This window comes from Nonomuraea maheshkhaliensis (genome assembly GCF_039529435.1).
GTDB lineage: Bacteria > Actinomycetota > Actinomycetes > Streptosporangiales > Streptosporangiaceae > Nonomuraea > Nonomuraea maheshkhaliensis.
In genome coordinates this window covers 1-19,875 of the sequence record NZ_BAAAMU010000002.1, presented here as the reverse complement: position 1 = coordinate 19,875, position 19,875 = coordinate 1, and the positions used below count along the sequence as shown (strand labels likewise).

Genomic DNA, 19,875 nt, shown 5'->3' with positions numbered 1-19,875 from the left:
TCGCGAGGAGCCGTCCCCATGCATGAGTTCCACAACGGAACGTCCGCCGGCCGCCTTCCCGTCGTCTGGCGCAAGAGCAAGCGGAGCAATCCGAACGGGAACTGCGTCGAGGTCGCGAACCTGCCCACCGGGGAGATCGCCATGCGCAACTCACGCTTCCCCGAAGGGCCCGCCCTGGTCTACACCCAGGCCGAGATCACCGCGTTCGTCCTGGGGGCCAAGGACGGGGAGTTCGACGACCTCATCGTCTGACGCGGCGACGCCGTAGCCTGGTTACGGTCGTATCGGCGACGGGTTTCGGTCACGGAGTCGGTGACGGCGGTTCGTTGTGCCAGCGCCACCGGGTCAGGCGCGGACGCCCGGCGAGCTCGGCGCGGCCCGTGGCCCACAGCAGCGTGGCCCATGGCTCGGTGTCGCGCGGGGCATCGGGGAAGAGACGGTTCAGCACCCGCGCGCAGATCTCTCCTGGCGGATCCCAGCCGAGCCCCAGGCCCTGAGCCAGGTCGTGGGTGTGCACCAGGGTCTCCACCAGGCCCATCGCGGCCGAGGACTCAGCGTCCGCCGGCCCGAAGACGTGGTGGGCGCGCGCGTGTGGAGGCGCCGTGCGCACCATCGCGCTCAGCAGCGCGCCGCTCGACTGCAGCACCTGCATCAGCCCGGTGACGCCCGAGGCCCGGTCGGCGTGCACGGAGTTGCGCGGCCCGCCGGAGCGGCGGCTCTGGGCGGCGAAGGGGACATAGACGTCCAGCGGCCCCGTGGTGAGGCCGAGCTGGACGGCGTAGGCGAACAGGTCGTCGGCCAGGTGCTCGGCGGTCTCCCAGCAGGTCCATTCGAGGTCGCCCGCCTTGGCGTTCCAGGCGGGCTCGGTGGTGTCCGCGAGGACCGCGACGGCCAGACCCACGATCTCGTCCAGGTCGTCCGCGGTCACGGGTGCGGTATCAGATGCCGACATGTCAGGCACCCTAGCGGCACGCCTCGCGCGACCCGTGGCGAGCCGGAGCCGGGGGCCCGTGCGAAGACGTTCCCGCGAAGGGACTCGCCGGCGCCTGGCGAAACACGCGCGGCGATGAGCCCGGAAATGACTTCGGACCGCGGCTGGCGCCCGCGGTCCGTTTCATGTACTGCCCCCGCTCGAGCCGGGGGGTTTCTGGCTGTGGTCGCCTGATCAGGCAGTTGCCCCGACCGGGTTCGCCAGAGCCTGCGCTTGGCTGGCCAGGCTCTGGTTCATCGGGACAACTGCGTGATCACGCGATGGTGACGCTGCCGGGTGTGTCAGGCGGCGGAGATGCCGGCGCTGGCCGCGCGGCGCATGCGACGGCGACGCTCGCTCGCCCGCTCGTCCTCGTTGAGACCGCCCCACGTGCCGTACTTCTCCGGCCGGGAGAGCGCGTAATCAAGGCACTCGTTGCGGACAGGGCACTGGGCGCAGATCGCCTTGGCCTTCCGCTCTCGTACGTCACGCTCGGGCTGCCGCTCCCCGTCGGGGCCGAAGAAGAGCACGAGGTCCTCACCCCGGCACGCGGCATCATCCTGCCAACCCCAGCTGGGGCGCGGGCGGGCGAGCTGCCGACGTACCTGAGACATGAGAAAACCACCTTCGTGAGAGGTATTTCGGTAATTGAGCCGCATTGGACGCTTTTGGCGTCACTGTTCCAACGCAACGTAGGGCCGTGATGTTCCCTGTTCAGGCGAGAGCGGGCGTGGCATACCGCACAGGCGTGAGCCTGTCCAGCGAAACCAGCCGGTAGGTGGTGATCGTCTCGGCGCAAGCCGAAGCGGTGCCACACGGCGCCGTGAACGCCGATGGCTCGACCACAACCTGGAGCCGGACGTCGCCGATGCGCACAATGGCTTCGGTGACGTCGCCGTCCGTCCTGGAGGATTCCACGGCCACCGCGCCGACGGAGCACTCTCCCGTATGGGCTCGGGCGAAGTGCTCGACGGCCTGCAATGGCTCAGGGATGCCTGCGCGTCCCCGGTAGCGGTCGAGAATGACCTCGCCCGACCGGTACGCGTTAGCCGCTGCCAACGCAGCAGCCTGAGACATGCTGCCGTAGAAAATTCCGTGTGGCAAGCACACGAGGTTGGCGGCGTACCGATCGCCGCCAACGTGTGACGTTTCCCATACTCTGTCCGGCAGGTTTTCCGCCAGTGACCGAGCGAGGGGTAGTCCAATGCGGGCGCAGCACACATTGCGCTTGGCGTGCGTGCAGACCAGAAATACCGGCTCGTCTTCAAGTATGCAGGACTCCGGGACCACTCCCGCCACCAGCGCGTCCAGGTCAAGATCGTCGGGACCTGCGACGACACCCGAGGCCAGCCAGGGGTTCGGCCCCGCCGCGTGGGCCACTAGCACACGGATCCCCTGCTCCTGCGGGCGGGTTCGCCTCCCTGGACGGCGGATCAGCTGGGGCCGGATACCGCGTTCGAGCGCCCGGCGGACGAGTTCTGAGATTTTTCCCGGAAGTTCGAGCGTTTCCAGGCGCGAAGGCCAGGCTCCGGTGTATTCGATGAGCAGCCACAGCCTGGCTCCCACGGTGGCACTCGCCAGCGTGGGCACCTCCCCTGTGTGGCATCCCGCCGGATGCTCGCAGCCCCTCGCCAACGTGCCTGTCCTTTCCCCGATCCGACTTAGGTAAGACTAACCTAACGGATCGGATGGGTCAGGCGGACGAGATCCGATCAAGTACGGCCCGTGTCGCCGACAGGGCGCGGTCCCTGTCCCGTGGGACCAGGCCGATCCTGGTGCGCCTGTCGAGCAGGTCGCCCTCGTCGAGCGCCCCCTCGTGCAGCGCCGACCAGAGCAGGTCGCCCTCGGTGAGGCCGAGCCCGACCTCCTCCGGATGCTCCTTGACGAGCTGCTGGACGGCCGCGGCCTCCGCGCCGTAGCGCTCGGCCAGGCGCGCCGGCGCCCCCGACGGCACCGGGCCCGCGCCCGCGAGCGGGATCTTGCGGGTACGGCACCGCCCGGCCCGGAGGTTCCCGTACGAGATCGCTCGATCCACCGCGTCCTCGGCCATGCGCCGATATGTCGTCAACTTGCCTCCCACGACGGTCACCACGCCGCCGTCCGTGAGCACCGCGTGCCGCCGGGACAGGTCGGCCGTCCGCCCGTCGGCCGCCAGAAGCGGCCTGAGGCCCGCGTAGACGCCCGCGACCGCCTCTCTGGTCACCGGAGTCTCAAGAACCCCGTTCAGCACCTCCAGGAGCGCTCTGACGTCCTTCTCGGGCGCCTCGGGCACGTCGGGGATCGGCCCCTCCAGCGGCTCGTCCGTGAGCCCGACGTGGACGCGGCCGTCGCGCTGCGGCAGCACGAGCGCGAACCGGTTGCTCTCGCCGAGGATCGGCAGGTGCATGCCCGCGATCTGCCCCGGCAGCGTGCCCGGTTCGAGCACCAGGTGCGTGCCGCGGGACGGGCGCAGCTCCACCGCCGGGTCGAGGGTGCCCGCCCACACCCCGGTGGCGTTGATCACCACCCTGGCCCGGATCGTGAACTCCTCGCCGGTCAGCTCGTCGCGCACGTCCGCGCCCGTACCGGTGAGCCGCAGCGCGCGGCACCTGGTCAGCACGCGGGTGCCGTGCCCTGCGGCGGTCCGCGCGATCGCCACCACCAGGCGGGCGTCGTCGAGCAGCCGCCCGTCCCACGACAGCAGCGCGCCGCGCAGCCCGTCAGGGGCCAGCACGGGCGACAGCGTGCGGGCGCGGGCCGCGCTCAGCCGCGACGGGCCGGGCAGGAGGCGGCGGGACGTGCGCGCGGCGGCCCGCAGCCCGTCGCCCATCCAGTAGCCGGCCATCACCAGCGCCGCCTGCCTGCGCGACACCGCCCGGGTCAGCGGCAGCATGTACGGATGCGCCTTCACCAGGTGCGGAGCCGTCCTGCGGAGCAGGATCCCGCGCTCGACCGCGCTCTCGTACGCGACGTCCACCTGACCCTTGGCCAGGTAGCGCAGCCCGCCGTGCGCCATCTTGGAGCTCCACCTGGACGTGCCGAAAGCCAGGTCGTGCGCGTCGATCGCCGCTACGCTCAACCCCCGTGAGGCGGCATCGAGCGCGGCGCCCGCGCCCGTCGCGCCCAGCCCCACCACCAGCACGTCCACCCGTTCCTCGGCGACCCGGCGCAGCTCACGGGATCGTCTGGCGGCGTTCAGCGAGCTATCCAAGATAGGCCTCCAGCAGGGCGGCGAGCTCGTCGTCGAGCTCGTCGAGCGTCACGGGGTCGAGCATGGTCGGGGCGGACAGCAGGAACGACTGGGCGACCAGCAGCACCGCCCTGGCCCTGCGCGCGTCGCCGACGACCGGCTCCAGCACCTCCAGCACCGCCTCGTGGGTGGCGCCGCGCCGGTCGAGCAGATACGGCACGAGCAGTTCAGGGTCCGCCTCCACGATCTTGCGCCACAGCGGGTGCCCGCGCAGCCCCCTGACGCCCGCCACGACCGCGCGTACCGGGTCGGAGGTGTCGAGCCCCTCGACCACCCGTACCCATTCCCTGGTCATCACATCGGCCACCAGCGTGCGCACGTCGGGCCAGCGGCGGTAGAGCGTCATCCGCGACACCCCGGCCCTGCGCGCCACGTCCGTGAGCGTCGTCCTGCGCACGCCGTAGGCGAGCACGCAGTCGCGGGCCGCGTCCAGAATCTCATCGTTGTGACGAATCGACGTCATGTGTCACAGTGTATGCGTGACTGGAGAACCGATGCTGTGGTCCGGCTGGGGCGACCCCGCCCAGGCGCGCGAGCTGCCCGAGAGCGTCCGGGGGCTGCTGCGCGACCTGCTCGGCGTACGCGCGCCCGCCACCCCCGCCGCCGCCCTTGAGTCGGTGCGGCTCGCGCCGGTCGCACTGCCCGAGCCGCTGCTCACGGCGCTCGCGAAGATCGCCGGAGCCGCGAACGTGCGCACCGGCCACGAGGACCGGGTCAGGCACACGCGCGGCAAGTCCACCCCCGACCTGCTGCTCATGCGCGCCGGCGACGGCTCGGCCGCGCCCGACGCGGTCGTGCTGCCCGGCTCGCACGAAGAGGTGGCCGAGCTGCTGCGGCTCTGCTCGCGGGAGCGGATCGCGGTCGTGCCCTTCGGCGGCGGCACCTCAGTCGTCGGCGGGCTCGCCGTCGAGCGCTCCATCGAGCGCTCCGCCGCGCGCTCCGCCGAGCGCCAGGCGGGGCGCTCGGCCGCGGGGTCCGGTTTCGCCGGGGTGGTCGCGCTCGACCTGGGGCGGCTCGACCGGCTGCGGTCGGTGGACGCCGAGTCGATGGTGGCCGAGTTCGAGCCAGGGGTGCGGGCTCCCGACGCCGAGCGGCTGCTGGCCGGGCACGGGCTGACGCTCGGACACTTCCCCCAGTCGTACGAGTACGCCACGCTCGGCGGGTTCGCCGCGGCCCGGTCCAGCGGGCAGGCCTCCGCCGGGTACGGCCGCTTCGACGACATGGTCGTCGGCCTCACCCTGGCCACCCCGTCGGGCACGCTCGACCTCGGCCGGGCGCCCAGGTCGGCGGCCGGGCCCGACCTGCGCCAGCTCGTGCTCGGCTCGGAGGGCGCCTTCGGGGTCATCACGTCGCTGCGGCTGCGCGTGCGGCGGGCGCCGGCCGAGCGCCGCTACGAGGGCTGGCGGTTCCCGTCGTTCACGGCCGGCTCGGCCGCCGTACGGACGCTCGCCCAGGAGGGGCCGCTGCCGGCGGTGCTCCGGCTGTCCGACGAGACCGAGACCCTGATCGGCCTGGCCAAGCCGGACTCGATCGGCTCGGGCGGCTCGGGCGGTTCCGATGGCTCGGGTGGTTCCGGCGGCTCGGGGAGTTCGGGTGGCTCCGGGTGTCTGCTGATCGCCGGGTACGAGGGGGCGGTGATCGGGGCGCGGCACGCCGCCGCGTCGGCGGTGCTGGCGCGCATGGGCGGGGAGCCGCTCGGGCCGGAGCCGGGCCGGGCGTGGGAGCGCGGCCGCTTCTCCGCGCCGTACCTGCGCGACTCTCTGCTCGCCGCCGGCGCCACCGTGGAGACGCTGGAGACGGCCGGGTTCTGGTCGAACCTGCCCCGGCTCTACGACGCGGTCAGGCTCGCGCTGCTCGGCGCGCTGGACCGGGCGTCCCAGCCCCTCGTCATGTGCCACGTCTCGCACGTGTACGAGACCGGCGCCTCGCTGTACTTCACCGTCGTCACCCCGCAGGACGCCGACCCCGTCGCGCAGTGGGAGCGCGCCAAGACGGCGGTGAACGCGGCCATCGTCGAGGCGGGCGGCACCATCACCCACCACCACGGCGTGGGCCGCGACCACCGCGACGCGTACGGCGCCGAGATCGGCCCGCTCGGCGCGGCCGTCCTGCGCGCGGTCAAGGCCGAGCTCGACCCGGCCGGCATCCTCAACCCCGGCGCCCTCATCCCCCCGCCGCGGTAGTCCCGCGCCCGCGCACCCCCGCGCACCCCCGCGTCCGCGACTGGCCGCGTCCGGAACCCCGCGCCGGCGACCCGCCTCCGGGCGCGGGTCAGTCGGTGCGGGGGATCCGCTCGGCCTCGGCCATGGTGGCGGCGGCCTCGCTGTAGCGGTGCAGGGCCTCCAGGGCGTGGGCCAGGCAGACCAGCGCGAGCACCAGCGGCCCGCCCCCGATCGAGCGGGCGACGGCCACCGCCTCCTGCGCGAGCGGCAGCGCCTCCGTCGCCCGGCCCCACCGCAACTGCAGCCCGGCGGTCGTGCGCAGGCAGCGGGCGAGCAGTTCGGTGTACTCGCCGGGGGACTTTCCCGCCAGCACCCTGCTCCTGGCGATCGCCTGACTCGCGCTGTCCAGGGCGGCGCTGCCGCTCCAGCGCGGCCGGGTCTGGGCGAATGCCAGCAGACCTACGATGGCGTCCATTTCCGAAGTGCCCTTCCGGGTCGCGTCGTCCGGGCCGTTACGGGTCATGGGAGCCTCCCTGGGCGGTCCCAACCGCTTGCTTGGGGGGTGAGGCTACACCATTGCGCACCTTGTGTGTTCCTTACGGTACGGAGCGTTCAGGATGCGCGAATGGTAGATCACCGTAAAGATGTGGTCATGGTGGAAGTCGCGGCCGAACGAGGAAAGCAGTCGTCGTCCCGGATCTCTGAGGAGGGCGCCGGATGGGCCTGTGCGCAGACGGGGGCGTTCGCGCAGCTCAGACCGGACCGTCGTGGTTTTTCCTGGCTCAATTTACGAACGCTCTGGCTCTCGCGCAACGAGATCCTGGCGGGCTTGTTCGGTGATCCTTCGGGACAGGTCCGCGCGCGCTGGGTGGAGGCGCAGGAAGCGCGGGGGATTGACCAGGAATTTCGCATCAAGCCGCCGGTGGGGAGAGATTTCACTTTCCTGTTGCTGGGCGATACGGGTGAGGGAGACGCGTCGCAGTACGCCGTTGTTCCGGGCCTGCTGAAAATCGGGGAAAAGACGTCCTTCGCGGTCATCGCCAGCGATGTGATCTATCCGACGGGATCGGGCAACGAATACGGCGACAAGTTCTTCCGTCCGTACCAGGACTATGACGCCCCGATCTACGCCATCCCCGGCAACCACGACTGGTACGACGGGCTCGGCGGCTTCATGCGGGTCTTCTGCGACGCGCCGCCGCTGAAGCCGAAGCCGGACCGGGGGCTGCGCGGGCTGCTGTGGCGCAAGCCGGAGACGATCGACGAGGCCGCGCTGGCCGAGGCGCGCACGCTGCGGGGCAGGCCGTCGCAGCAGGCGAGCCCGCCGGCGGCGCAGCCGGGACCGTACTGGGTGATCGAGAGCGACAGCCTGCTCGTCGTGGGCGTCGACACCGGCATCCGCAACGTGATCGACCGGGCCCAGACCGAGTGGCTGCGGCGCGTCTCGCGCGACCCGCGGCCGAAGATCCTCGTCACCGGCAAGCCGATCTACACCGGCAACGTCTACAAGCCGTCGCGGCTGGAGGGCGGCGGGACGATCGACGACATCGTGCGCGACCCGGCGCACCGGTACGTCGCGGCCATCGGCGGCGACGTGCACAACTACCAGCGCTACCCGGTCAGGCTGGACGACGGCAGGGTGATCCAGTATGTCGTGACGGGCGGCGGCGGCGCGTTCATGCACGCCACCCACATCATCGGCCGGGTGGACGTGGCCGGCGTGCACGAGGACGACTTCCGGTGCTACCCGCTGCGCGGCGACTCGCTGTCCTTCTACAGCCAGCTCTACGCCAAGCGGCTGCGGATGAAGTGGCTCCGCCTGACGCCGTCCGAGGCGGCCTGCATCACGTCGGAGCACGTCAGGAACGAGCCGGTCAGGACCATGGCCGGGCCCGTGCGGATCACCCGGCGGATGCGGTGGGCGGCCCGGCTGCTCGGGGCCTGGCCGTGGCCGCTGCGGCTGCCGGTGGACAAGGTGTTCCACCGGTTCCTGTCCGAGCTGTCCGACTGGGACACGCCGCCGTTCTTCAAGCAGTTCCTGCACGTCACGGTCACCGGCGAGGAGCTCACCCTGCGCTGCTTCGGGGCCACGGGGTGCCTGGGGCAGGAGCTGGACCCGCCGCTGGAGGACGAGGTACGCATCCCGCTGACCGTCTGACGGGCGCCTGGCGGGCTTTCTGTCGGAGGCGTTTGGCACTCTTGACCTCGTGCACGTCGTGGTCGCGGGGGAGAGGCTGCTGCCGGTCGGGGACACGTCGGGGCTTCCCGCCGACGCTCCCCCCGGCGGCCGTGTCGGCGTGCCCGGTGATGTGCTCGGCGGCGGGCCAGGCGGGATGGCCGAAGCCGTGCGTGAGATCGAGGCGGCGCAAGGGCCCCGGTGGGTGTGGGCCGACACGCGGGAGGCGTACCCGCCGCTGCTGGAGCGCGGCGTGCGGGTGGCGCGCTGCCACGACCTCGCCCTCACCGAGGGGCTGCTGCTGGCCGCCGAGGGCCGCTACGGCGAGCCCCGCTCGGCCAGGGCCGCCCACGCCAGGCTGCACGGCCTGCCCGTGCCGGATGAGCAGCCCAACGCGCCCGGCACGCTGTTCGCGCCCGAGCCGCTCGGCGCGGAGGCGGTGGCCGAGGTGCTGGCCGGCCAGCTCGCCAGGATCGCCGCGCTGCCCGAGCCCGGCAGGTTCCGGCTGCTGGTGGCGGCCGAGTCGGCGGGCGCGCTGGTGGCGGCCGAGATGACGCAGGCGGGCATGCCCTGGCGCAGGGACGTGCACGACGCGCTGCTGACCGAGCTGCTCGGGCCGCGCCCCGTCCACGGCATGCGCCCGGCCAAGCTGCAGGCGCTGGCCGACGAGGTGGCGGCGGCGTTCGCCCATCCGGTCAACCCCGACTCGGTGCAGCAGCTGGTCAAGGCGTTCAAGAGCGCGGGGGTGGCGCTGAAGACCACCCGGTCGTGGGAGCTGAAGCGGATCGATCATCCGGCGGTCGCGCCGCTGCTGGCCTACAAGGAGCTGGCGCGGCTGTTCAGCGCGCACGGGTGGGCGTGGGCCGACCAGTGGGTGCGCGGCGGGCGGTTCAGGCCCGAATACGTGGTGGGCGGTGTCGTCTCCGGGCGGTGGGCCACCAGCGGGGGAGGGGCGCTGCAGATCCCCAAGGTGATGCGGCGCGTGGTGATGGCCGACGACGGGTGGGTGCTCGTCGTCGCCGACGCGGCGCAGCTGGAGCCCAGGGTGCTCGCCGCGATGGCCGGCGATGTGGGGCTGGCCAGGGCGGCGGGCGAGATCGACCTCTACTCGGCGCTGGCGCAGGCGTTCGGGGGCGAGCGCGACAACGCCAAGATCGCGATGCTGTCCGCCATGTACGGCGGCACCAGCGGCGACGCCTCCAAACTGCTGGCCGTGATGCGCCAGCGTTTCCCGAAGGCGTACCAGTTCGTGGAGGACGCGGCCAAGGCGGGGGAGGAGGGCCGGATCGTCCGCTCCTGGCTCGGCCGCACCAGCCCGCCGCCGTCGGCGCGGTGGAAGGAGCTGGTGTCCGGCCCTGAGGGCGGGCGCGCGGCCAGAGACAGGGGGCGCTTCACCCGCAACTTCGTGGTGCAGGGCACGGCGGCGGAGTGGGCCCTGGCGCTGCTCGCGGTGCTGCGGGGGCGGCTGCCCGAGCCGGCCCGGCTGGTGTTCTTCCAGCATGACGAGGTGATGGTGCACTGCCCGGCGGAGCAGGCGGCGGAGGTGATGGCGGCGGTGACAGAGTCGGCGGCCGAGGCGAGCCGGCTGCTGTTCGGGCGGACGCCGGTACGGTTCCCGATGGAGGCGGTGGCGGTCTCCTCCTACGCGGACGCCAAGTAACCCTCCGGCCCTCTGCTACGAGTGCGGACCGGCCGCCCCGCCCGGACGACGCGGACGCACAGGGCCGCCCAAGGGGTCAGGCGAGGTCGGGGGCGGGGCGGCGCCAGACGGCGGTCAGCCACAGGCCGGCGGCGGCGACCATGATGCCCACGACCAGGCCCAGCATGCCGTAGCCCAGCATGCCGACGATCGCCCCCGCGACGATCGTCCCGGTGGCGCCGCAGACGTTCATGAGCAGGTCCGACAGGCCCTGAACGGCGGGGCGGCCCTCCAGCGGGACCGACTCCGAGACCAGCGCGGAGCCGGCCACCAGGCCGCAGGACCAGCCGAGGCCGAGCAGCACCAGCGCCGCCGTGACCTGCCACACCCGGTGCCCGGCCGTGCCGGCCAGCGCGGCGGCGCTGAGCAGCAGCGCCATGCCGAGCACCAGCACCGGCACCTTGCCCGCCTTGTCGGCCAGCCAGCCCACGACGGGAGACAGCACGTACATGCCGGCGATGTGCAGGCTGATCACGAGGCCGATGACGTCCAGGTTCGATCCGTCGTGGTGGAGCTTGACCGGAGTCATGGACATGACGGAGACCATCGCCGTGTGGCTGACCGCGATCATGACCAGGGCGCGGCGGGCCATCGGGGTCGTGCGCAGGGTCAGCCACGCCGTCCTGATCGTCCGGTTGCGGCCGGGCCCCGGGTCACCGGTGCCGTTCAGCTCGCGGGCCAGCTTGAGCGGGTCGGGGCGGAGGAAGCCGATGACGACGACGAGCGCCAGTGCGAAGGCCAGCGCCGCGAACGCGAACGGCCCCGCCTTCTCCACCAGCCCGAGCCGCATGCCGATCTGGTCGGCGGGCTTGGCCAGGTTCGGACCGGCCACGGAGCCGATCGTGGAGGCCCAGACGACCAGCGACAGGTGCCGGGCCGAGCGGTCCTTGGGCGACAGGTCCGTGGCGGAGTAGCGGGAGGCCAGGCTGGCCGCGCTGCCGCCGCCGACCAGGACCAGCCCGGCCAGCAGCAGCGGCCACGCGCGCAGGCTGATCGCCAGCACCGAGATCGCGCATCCGGCCAGGGCCGCCAGGTACGCCAGCGACAGCCCCGCCCGGCGCCCGCCCTGACCCGACGCCTTGGCCGTGGGCAGGGCCAGCAGCGCCGCGCCGAGCACGGTGGCCGTGCCGGCGAAGCCGCTGATCACCGTGGAGCCGGACAGTTCGTCGACGACGACCGAGCTGAGCGCGAGCCCGACGGCCACCCCCACTCCGCCGACGATCTGCGCCGCCGAGAGCACCATCAGGGTGCGCCGCTGGACGCGGGTGATCCGGTCAGAGGAGGAGACTGCGGGCTTCGTGGGGGCACTCGTCACCCGTGAAGTCTCGCATAACCCCCAACATCGCCCCAAAAAGGACGGTGAATGAATTCTTATTGGGAAAGCGGCATTTTTCGTTAGAAAACGGTGACGGGGTCACCCGTGGCCAGCCGGCCGGGCCCGTCCGGGATCAGGTTGACGCCGAACCAGACCTTCCCCTCCCATCGGCGGAACCGGGCCAGCGTCCTGATGGGCTCCACGCCTTTGGTGAACGTGGAGGTGTCGACCGTGGTCATCACGCAGCGGTCGCACCGCTTGCTCACCCGGAAGTCCACCTCGCCGATGCGCAGCCGCTTCCACTCGTCCTCGGCGAACGGCTCCGCCACCCCGTCGATCACCCCGTCGATCACGACGTTCGGCCGGAACCTGCGCATGGGCAGCGGCTTGGGCGGCTCCTCGCCCCGCTCCAGTGCCGTCTCGGCGATCCAGTCGTTGAGCCGGGACAGCGAGGCGGACGAGGTGAGCAGCAGCGGATAGCCGTCGGCCAGGCTCACCCGGTCGCCGGGGCGGCCGTAGGCGGGATTGACGGGGCGCCGCGTGGGGTCGTCCAGCCACTTGAGCCGGACCGGCCGCCCCACCAGCGCGCTCAGCCACTCCGCCGCCGCGTCGCCGCAGTCGGTCAGCTCGACCCGGGTGGCCCACACCTTCACGGTGGAACGCCACGCGGCGGGCGAGACCGGCAGCGGCGGAGCGTGCGGCCCCGTCAGGGTGAGCGCGTCGCCGTCGAGCCGGGCGACGCAGGCCAGCAGGCGCGGCTCCACGCGGGCGGTGAGGACCTCGCCGTCCGCGCCGGTGACGAGGTAGCGCCGGTCGCCCGCCAGGCCCCACGGCTCCACCTCGGCCGTGGCGACCTCGTGCCCGGCCGTGGACTTGACGGGATAGAAGGAGATGCTCGCCAGCCTCATACGGCCGACCGTACCGGACCCGCGCCGGCGGTTTCCTGCGTGACCGGAACCCGGCGGTGCAGCGCCGCGGCGAGCACCACGCTGCCCAGGGCCGCCACGCCGATCGCCGCGCCGATCCAGGCCACCGAGGCGTAGCCGAGGCCCGCCCCGATGGCCAGGCCGCCCAGCCAGGGGCCCACGGTGATGCCGACGTTGAAGGCGGAGACGTTCACCGCCGCGGCCAACGTGGGGGCGTTCCTGGCCAGGGCGAAGGGGCGGGCGTTCAGCGCGGGGTTGGTGCCGAAGCCGAACGCGCCGAGCAGGAAGATCAGCGGGATGGCGATCAGGGCCGTGGTCGCGGAGACGGCCAGGGCGGCCGAGGTCAGGATGACGCCGGTGATGCCGGCGTACAGGAGGGGGAAGGGGCGCGCGTCGGCGATCCGGCCGCCGATGGTGATGCCGATCAGCGAGCCCACGCCGTACAGGGCGAGGACGGCGGGCACCCAGGCGGCGTCCAGGCCGGTGGTGCCGATGAGCAGGGCGCTCAGGTAGCTGAACGAGGCCAGGAGGGCGGCCGTGGTGATGGCGGTGGTCGCGTACGCCAGCCAGAGCGCGGGCCGGGCCAGCGCCCGCAACTCGGCGACGACCCCGGAGACCGGGCCGGGAGCGGCATCAGCAACAGCGCCCGGCGTCGTGGGCTGCTTCGTGGCGGGCCGCGGGCGACCGCCCGGGATGGTGACGAAGACGCCGATTCCGGCCAGGGCCGACATCGCGGCGACCGTCCAGAAGGCCGCCCGCCAGCCCAGGTGCTGGCCGATCATCGTCCCGGCGGACAGGCCGAGGACGGTCGCCACCGTCAGCCCGCCGGCCAGCACGCTCATCGCCCTGGCCCGGGCGTTGACGGGCACCAGCCCGATCGCGGTGCTCGCCGCCACGGCCCAGAAGCCCGCGTACACGAAGGCTCCCGCCACGCGGGTGGCGAACAGCACGCCGTAGCTCGACGTCAGCGCGGCGACGACGTGGGTGAGCACGAAGATCGCGGTGAACGCCAGCAGCACCGTACGGCGCGGCCAGCGCGAGGTGGCGATGGCCAGCACCGGCGCGCCCACCAGCATCCCCATCGCGAACGCCGAGATCAGCAGCCCCGCCTCCGGCACGGAGACACCCAGATCGTCGGACAGCACGGGGATCAGCCCGGCCAGCATCAGCTCGGACGTGCCCTGGGCGAAGATGGAGAGTCCCAGGATGTAGACCGCCAACGGCATGGCGACCTCCTCAATTTTAGATTGATCAGTACAAAACAAGGGCAGCGGAAAGTCAGATCGCGCCCAGCGCGACGTTCGCGATCGACTCGAGCGCGGCCCGGCTCGCCCCGCCCCTGGCGGCCACCCCCAGGCCGTTGATCGTGGCGGTGACGAAGTGGGCCAGGGCCAGCGGGTCCTTGTCCGCGCCGATCTCGCCGCGCAGCCGGGCGGTCTCAAGGGCGGACCTGATGACCTGGACCCGGGTGTCGGTGTCGCGGCGCAGCAACTCGGCGATGTGCGGGTCGTGCGGGGCCAGCTCGACCAGCGTGTTGATCACCAGGCAGCCGGCCGGTTCGTCGGGGTCGGGGTCGACCGACCACCACAGGAGCGTCCGGATCCTCTCCTTGACCGGCCCCTCGCCCGTCATCAGCTCGGCGAACTGCGCGTTGCGCCAGCCCGTGTAGTGCCGCAGCGCCTTCTCGAACAGGTCGTGCTTGCTGGCGAAGGTGTTGTAGATGCTGCTGCGCCCGAGGCCGGTCGCGGCGCACAGGTCTTGTGTCGAGGTGCCCTCGTAGCCCGCCTCCCAGAACGCGCGCATGGCCGCCTCGACCGCCCGTGTCTCCTCGAACTTCCTCGGTCGTGCCACGAGAGGCACGCTACCCGTTTTGGAATGGTCAGTGCAATACGTCAGGCATGCCGGAACGTGTTCAGGAACACCTCGCGGGTGCCGGCCTGGTCGTCCCACTTGAGCTCGGGCAGATCGAACGTGATCTTGAACGCGGTCTTCTTGTCGATCGAGACGTACCTGGTCAGCGCGTGCATGGGGACGCCGCTGGGCGTGGTGTAGGTGTACTCCCAGTCGGCGGCCTGCCAGTCGCGGTAGTCCACGCTCTGGAGCTGCACCTGGATGTAGCTCTCCAGCCCGCCGTCCGCCTCCTGCCGGCCCAGCGCCGTCAGCCCGCCGTCGGACTGCGGCGTGGCCTTCTCCACGACGATCCGCATCCCGGAGTCCTTCGGCCCGGTGAAGGTGGACCTGTCGCCGTCGTCGCCCGGCTTCCAGCTCGCGGGCGCGGCGGCGGCGAAACCGGCGCCCGTGTGCATCGTGTAACCCTCGGGCGCGCTGGACGGCCCGTCGTCGCCCTTCAGGGGCGAGACGCCCGACGTGGCGGCGCCCGTGGCGACGGCGGCCGGCGCGGTGGGCGCCGTCGGCGATCCGCCGGTCAGGATGATCAGCACGGCGCCCGTGACGACGGTCAGCGCCAGCAGGGAGCCGATGATCGTCAGCGGGGTGGGCCGGCCGTCGCGCACCCAGGGGCCGTCGTCCTCGTCGCTCCTGCGCCGGCTCTTGCCCGAGCGGGGGGTGGCGCTGGGCAGCGTGGTCAGGCGGTCGCGGCCGATGTCGCGCGACAGGCCGCGCGACTGCTCGCGCAGGTCGTCGGGCGAGGCCAGCGGCCAGGGGGTGGCGCCGGAGGTACGGCTGTCGCTGGTCAGCGGCAGGATCGGCTGGGGCCGCGGCCAGGCCGGGCTGTCCAGGTCGTCGTCCGGGTGCCGGCCCTGCCTGGGGCCGGGGGGAGCGCCGAAGGGCATCCCGGCCGGGCCCGACGTGCTGGCGAGGGAGTCGTACGGGCCGGAGGAACTCGCGAGGGAGTCGTACGAGTTGCTCGCCAGGGAGTCGTACGGGCCGGAGGAACTGGCAAGAGAGTCGTAGGGGCCGGAAGAGCTCGCCAGGGAGTCGTACCCGCCCGAGTTGCTCGCGAGCGAGTCGTACGTGCCGGGACGCGGGCCGGAAGGGGCGCCGGGCGTGCGCGGCAACTGCGGTAGCTGGTCGGTGCGGTGGCCGGCCGACGGGCTCGTCAGACCCTCGTAGGGTGGCATCGAGTAGCCGCCCGACGGGCTGCCCTGCGGGTCGTACGGCACGCGTACCGGACCGGAGGGCGTCTCCACGATCCGTGAGGGCATCGGCCCCGACGGGGTCTCCAGCGGCGGCAGCAGCCCCGCGGGAGTGGGGTCGGACTGGCTGGGCAGCGTCTCGGGCGTACGGGGGCGCGGGGCGCCGTGCGCGCGCAGCACCGCCTCCAGCATCTCGATGACCTGGGCCGAGGTCAGCCGCCGCGCCGGATCCTTGAGCAGCAGCCCCTCGATCACCGGCAGCAGCGACCCGGCCCGCTGTGGCGTGATCGGGTCCTGAGTGAGCACGGAGCCGAGCACCGCGACCGGGTCAGGCCCCTCGTAGGGCGGGCGGCCCTCGACGGCGGCGTACAGGGTGGCCCCGAACGACCACAGGTCGGCCGCCTGGGTGATCGGCTGGCCGGACAGGCGCTCAGGCGGGATGTACGCGGGCGAGCCCATGAGCAGCCCGGTCTGCGTGATCGTGACGTCGCCCTCGATGGCCGCGATGCCGAAGTCGGTCAGCACCACCCGGTCCGAGGTGAGCAGCACGTTGCCCGGCTTGATGTCGCGGTGCAGGATCCCGGCGGCGTGCGCGTGCCGCACCGCGTCGAGCACCCGGATGCCGATCTCGGCGGCCTGGATCACCGGCAGCGGCCCGCTCTGGCGTACGGCCTGCTCCAGTGACCAGGCCCGGACCAGCTCCATCACGATCCAGGGGCGGCCGTCCTCCTCGACGACGTCATGCACGGTCACGATGCCGGGATGCGTCAGCCGCGCGGCCGACCTGGCCTCGCGCAGCATGCGCCGGTGGGCGACCTGCTTGCCGGCCTGGTCGAGGCCGTAGGGGAGGATCAGCTCCTTGACCGCCACGTCCCGGTCGAGCAGCACGTCGTGAGCGTGCCACACCATGCCCATGCCGCCTCTGCCGACGGGCGACATCAGTCGGTAGCGCCTGCCGATCAGGCGACCCTGGCTCTGCGAAGCGCCCCCCGTGGCACCTCCCTCTGAGCCGGGCCCGCTGAGCAAGCGGTCGGCTGCCATGTTCCCGCCCCCATCTCGCCTCATCCGTCACGTGCGTTTCCACGCTACTTGCAGATTATGAGGATGGTTACGATATCGGCGGCGAATGCGCAAGGGAAGGTGATGTTGCCTTACATGGGTTCCGACATGGGGATATGTCGGAATTCAAAAAGGATCACTTAATCGCCTCGGCCAGCGCGTGCAGCGCGCTGGTGAACGCCTCCACCGGCGGCTCGACCAGCCCCGCCCCGACCTGCCCCGTTCCGGCGACCCGGCCCGCGATTCCCGTGTTGACCACGGGCAACAGGCCCGTCCGCGCCACGAGCGCGACGTCGATGCCGACCGGCGTGCCGCGGAAACCGAGGCCCGGAATCTGGAACGCCGGATGCTCGGCCAGCGTGATCTCGTACATCGAGCGGGTGGCCCGCACCGCGTCCGCCACCTCGCCGCCGACGAAACGCACGATCGCCGGTGACGCCGCCATCGCGAACCCGCCCACCCCCGACGTCTCCGTGATCGTGGAGTCACCGATGTCCGGGTTGGCGTCGGCGGGGCCGTACGAGCCGAGGTAGAGCCCGTCGGGCACGCCCGCCGGACCGGTGAACCAGCGCCCGCCCAGCCCCGACACCTGGATGCCGAAGTCCGTGCCGTTCCGCGCCATGGCGACGACCAGGGACGAGCCGGGGACGTCGCGCGCCGCGTCCGTGGCCGCCTTGGCCGCGGCCATGCCGGCGTTGAGGAAGAAGTGGTCGTTGCCGTGGACGAAGCGCAGCACCGCGGCCGCGTCGGAGGGCGCGGCCTCGACCACGGCGGGGGCCAGCTCGCGCAGCAGCAGCGAGGTGGCGGCCCGGTTGCGGTTGTGCAACTCGTCGCCCATCTGCAGGGCCTGCGCCATCAGCCAGCGCAGGTCGATCGGGCCCGTGCGCTCCAGCGCGCCCGCCAGTGCCGGGCCGAGCACCGCGTCCATCCAGCGCAGCCGCTCCAGCACCTCGGGCCCGTACGCGCCGTAACGCAGGACCTTGCCCAGGCCCTCGTTCAGCGAGCAGTACGCGGTGCCGCCGTGCTCGTCGTCGCGTACCTCGAACAGCCACATGGACGGGCTCACCACGCCCGCCATCGGGCCGACGGCGCCGTGCTCGTGGCACGGGCGGAGCTCGACCGCGCCCGCCGCGAGCCGGTCGGCGTCGGCGCGCTCGTCGGCCGCCAGGTCCTCCAGCAGCATCGCGCCGATCAGCGCGCCGCGCATCGGGCCCGACGCGCGCTCCCAGGTGATCGGCGGGCCCGCGTGCAGGAACATGCCCTCGCTGAGCACCTCGGACGCCCGCCGCACGCCCACCAGGTGCGGGCGGGCGGAGACGAGCCGGGCCACGGCCCGCTCGTTCGCCTCGTGCCTGCGCGGGTCGGCCAGCACCGTGGCCAGGTCTTCCGCGGTGCCGGGCAGGGGCGGGCGCCAGGCGACCGGCGTCGTCGGCACGGCCTGCGCGCGCAGTGCCTCGTCCAGCAGCCCCGCGCCGACGGTGATCACCCGGGGCGGGGCGTCGAGCAAAGAGGTCACACGGTGCTCCTGACAGGGCGGTCGGGCCGGACGGCGGGCGCGGAGATCACGGCGAGGGCCTGGCCGCCGGGCGGGACGGTCACAGGAGGCTCCTGGCGTGGCGGGCGGCCTGGGCGTTGGAGAGGAAGACGGCCGCGCCCGCCTCACGGAAGGCGCCCGCCTGGCGGTGCAGGTCCTGCGGGTCGCCCTCGGTGCCGATCAGGGCGACCACGACGGTGGCGGGGCTGCGGGCGATCGGATGGGCGAGCGAGGCGGCCGGATCGGGATCGGCGCCGTGCCCCAGGACGACGTCCATGAGCACCACGTCCGTCGCCCCGGCCCGCCCCAGCGCCTCCACGCGCAGCGCGGGATCGATCATCGGATGCGCCCTGCCCCTGGTGTAGGCGTCGTCGCCGAAGTCGATGAAGTCCCCGGTGCCGGCGACAGCCGCGGCCTCCACGCTCAGGGTGCCACCGGCGTACAGACCCTTGATCCGCTCCGGCGTGGCCCGGCCGCCGTGCCAGGCGGGCCAGGACGGCCACTCGGGGACGGGCCGGCCGAGGGCGCCCAGCGCCTGCTCGGCCGCCTCCGTCAGATCGGGCGCGCCCGGGCCGAGCAGGGCCCGCACCACCGGCGTGCGCAGCGGCAACTCCTCGATGGCCCGCGCCACCTCGGGGGCCGGCGGCTTGGAGATCAGCACGATCAGCTCGGTGCCCGGATCGTCGTCGAGCAGGCGCAGCGCCCGCCGCGCCGACAGCCCGCCCACCTCGGCCGACAGGTCCCTGCCGCCCACGCCGAGCACGTGGCTCACGCCGGTGCCGGCCCGGTCGAGCAGGCACGTCACCTGCTGCGCGCCGGTGCCGGACGCGGCGACCACGCCGACGGGGCCGGGCGCCAGGACGTTCGCGAAGCCCAGGCCCGCGCCCGCGATCACGGCGGTGCCGCAGTCGGGGCCCATCACCAGGACGTCTCTCGCCTCGGCCCGCTCCTTGAGCAGGCGCTCCCGCTCGACGGGGACGCCGTCGCTGAAGATCATCACGTTCAGGCCGGCCTCGACGGCGTCGAGGGCCTCGAAGAAGGCGTACTCGCCCGGGGTCGAGACCAGGACGAGATCGGCGGGCCCGCGCGCGGCGGCCGAGCGGGTGGTCAGCGGCGGCTGCTCGTCGGAGGTCTCCCCGGGCCGGGGCGCCGCGGTCAGCTGCCGGTCGGCCTCCTCGACCGCCGCGTCCGTGTCGCGCGCCCGTACGGCGATCACGAGGTCGCCCGGCTCCGCCTCCGGCACGCCGAAGCCCATCTCCCGCAGGATCGACACGTTGAGCTCGGTCGCCATGGCGACCATGGCCGCGTGCACGCCCGGCAGCTCCGACAGCGCCCGGCTGACCCGCATCAGCGTCACCGAGTCGTGGTAGGTCCCTCTCCGTACGAGCACCGCCTGGGGCAGGCCGTTCATCGGGCCCCGCTCAGCGACCGCACGGCCCGTACGCCGATCGCGACGCCCTGGGCCAGGTCGGCGCCCGAGGTGTGGCCGAGCCGGTGCAGCCGGCGCAGGGCCGGTTCGAGCGCCTGTCTGCCCGCGATGCCGCGCAGCACCGCGATCACCTCGGGGCTGGCCTCGCCCCTGGCCGCGCAGTGCAGCAGCGTGGCGGACAGCGGTGTCGTCCGCGTCCGCGCGTCGAAGGTGACGGTCGCCGCCAGCCAGCCGGCCAGCCACACCGGCCGCCCCGCCCCCGCGCGCCGGGCCAGGTGCCG

The 19,875-nt window shown here is 73.0% G+C and carries 18 protein-coding genes; 4 read left to right on the top strand and 14 right to left on the bottom strand.

Annotated features, from left to right (window positions below; all coding sequences use genetic code 11):
* The first annotated feature begins 18 nt into the window (after positions 1 to 18).
* Positions 19 to 252, top strand: coding sequence for a DUF397 domain-containing protein (locus ABFX54_RS01815; protein ID WP_106234268.1), 234 nt, complete (start codon positions 19 to 21; stop codon positions 250 to 252).
* A 49-nt stretch (positions 253 to 301) separates the two neighbouring features.
* On the opposite strand, the gene ABFX54_RS01810 is transcribed toward ABFX54_RS01815, so the two are convergent.
* The 5 genes from ABFX54_RS01810 to ABFX54_RS01790 form a co-directional block, all read right to left on the bottom strand.
* Complete coding sequence (locus tag ABFX54_RS01810) at positions 302 to 952, bottom strand: maleylpyruvate isomerase N-terminal domain-containing protein (protein WP_346101087.1); 651 nt, start codon at positions 950 to 952, stop codon at positions 302 to 304.
* 320 nt (positions 953 to 1,272) lie between these two features.
* Positions 1,273 to 1,584 (bottom strand): WhiB family transcriptional regulator, encoded by a 312-nt coding sequence (locus ABFX54_RS01805; RefSeq protein WP_080036407.1) that lies wholly within the window; start codon positions 1,582 to 1,584, stop codon positions 1,273 to 1,275.
* Between the two features lie 100 nt (positions 1,585 to 1,684).
* Positions 1,685 to 2,560, bottom strand: coding sequence for a sucrase ferredoxin (locus ABFX54_RS01800; RefSeq protein WP_346101086.1), 876 nt, complete (start codon positions 2,558 to 2,560; stop codon positions 1,685 to 1,687).
* Positions 2,561 to 2,663: 103 nt separating this feature from the next.
* Complete coding sequence (locus tag ABFX54_RS01795) at positions 2,664 to 4,160, bottom strand: glycerol-3-phosphate dehydrogenase/oxidase (RefSeq protein ID WP_346101085.1); 1,497 nt, start codon at positions 4,158 to 4,160, stop codon at positions 2,664 to 2,666.
* A complete protein-coding gene (locus ABFX54_RS01790) occupies positions 4,153 to 4,662 on the bottom strand; it encodes a TetR/AcrR family transcriptional regulator (protein WP_346101084.1) in 510 nt (169 codons plus the stop codon). The genes ABFX54_RS01795 and ABFX54_RS01790 overlap by 8 nt, the downstream gene beginning before the upstream one ends.
* Positions 4,663 to 4,693: 31 nt before the next feature.
* Here ABFX54_RS01790 and ABFX54_RS01785 point away from each other — a divergent pair, with 31 nt between their 5' ends.
* Positions 4,694 to 6,382, top strand: a complete 1,689-nt coding sequence (locus ABFX54_RS01785; protein WP_346101297.1) for an FAD-binding oxidoreductase — start codon at positions 4,694 to 4,696, stop codon at positions 6,380 to 6,382.
* An 88-nt stretch (positions 6,383 to 6,470) separates the two neighbouring features.
* Here the strand turns inward: ABFX54_RS01785 and ABFX54_RS01780 are convergent, their stop codons facing one another.
* Entirely contained in the window at positions 6,471 to 6,884 is a 414-nt protein-coding gene (locus ABFX54_RS01780; protein ID WP_346101083.1) for a hypothetical protein, read from the bottom strand.
* A 399-nt stretch (positions 6,885 to 7,283) separates the two neighbouring features.
* Between ABFX54_RS01780 and ABFX54_RS01775 the strand changes: the two genes are divergently transcribed.
* Entirely contained in the window at positions 7,284 to 8,519 is a 1,236-nt protein-coding gene (locus tag ABFX54_RS01775) for a metallophosphoesterase family protein (RefSeq protein ID WP_346101082.1), read from the top strand.
* Between the two features lie 49 nt (positions 8,520 to 8,568).
* Entirely contained in the window at positions 8,569 to 10,197 is a 1,629-nt protein-coding gene (locus ABFX54_RS01770; RefSeq protein ID WP_428834481.1) for a bifunctional 3'-5' exonuclease/DNA polymerase, read from the top strand.
* Between the two features lie 76 nt (positions 10,198 to 10,273).
* Here ABFX54_RS01770 and ABFX54_RS01765 read toward each other — a convergent pair whose 3' ends face one another.
* The 8 genes from ABFX54_RS01765 to ABFX54_RS01730 all read right to left on the bottom strand — a co-directional run.
* Positions 10,274 to 11,551, bottom strand: coding sequence for an MFS transporter (locus ABFX54_RS01765; protein ID WP_346101081.1), 1,278 nt, complete (start codon positions 11,549 to 11,551; stop codon positions 10,274 to 10,276).
* An 80-nt stretch (positions 11,552 to 11,631) separates the two neighbouring features.
* Positions 11,632 to 12,459 (bottom strand): MOSC domain-containing protein, encoded by an 828-nt coding sequence (locus ABFX54_RS01760; RefSeq protein ID WP_346101080.1) that lies wholly within the window; start codon positions 12,457 to 12,459, stop codon positions 11,632 to 11,634.
* The gene (locus ABFX54_RS01755) at positions 12,456 to 13,703 is read right to left on the bottom strand and encodes a Cmx/CmrA family chloramphenicol efflux MFS transporter (RefSeq protein WP_346101079.1); all 1,248 of its coding nucleotides are present in this window, start codon (positions 13,701 to 13,703) and stop codon (positions 12,456 to 12,458) included. The genes ABFX54_RS01760 and ABFX54_RS01755 overlap by 4 nt, the downstream gene beginning before the upstream one ends.
* 52 nt (positions 13,704 to 13,755) lie before the next feature.
* Positions 13,756 to 14,328, bottom strand: a complete 573-nt coding sequence (locus ABFX54_RS01750; protein ID WP_346101078.1) for a TetR/AcrR family transcriptional regulator — start codon at positions 14,326 to 14,328, stop codon at positions 13,756 to 13,758.
* A gap of 41 nt (positions 14,329 to 14,369) precedes the next feature.
* Entirely contained in the window at positions 14,370 to 16,481 is a 2,112-nt protein-coding gene (locus ABFX54_RS01745; RefSeq protein ID WP_428834480.1) for a serine/threonine-protein kinase, read from the bottom strand.
* 286 nt (positions 16,482 to 16,767) lie between these two features.
* The gene (locus tag ABFX54_RS01740) at positions 16,768 to 18,147 is read right to left on the bottom strand and encodes a YlbE family protein (RefSeq protein ID WP_346101076.1); all 1,380 of its coding nucleotides are present in this window, start codon (positions 18,145 to 18,147) and stop codon (positions 16,768 to 16,770) included.
* 79 nt (positions 18,148 to 18,226) lie between these two features.
* Positions 18,227 to 19,576 (bottom strand): AllF/FdrA family protein, encoded by a 1,350-nt coding sequence (locus ABFX54_RS01735; protein WP_346101075.1) that lies wholly within the window; start codon positions 19,574 to 19,576, stop codon positions 18,227 to 18,229.
* Positions 19,573 to 19,875 (bottom strand): oxamate carbamoyltransferase subunit AllH family protein (locus ABFX54_RS01730; RefSeq protein WP_346101074.1); only part of this gene is annotated, 303 nt, incomplete at its 5' end. The genes ABFX54_RS01735 and ABFX54_RS01730, both read right to left, overlap by 4 nt.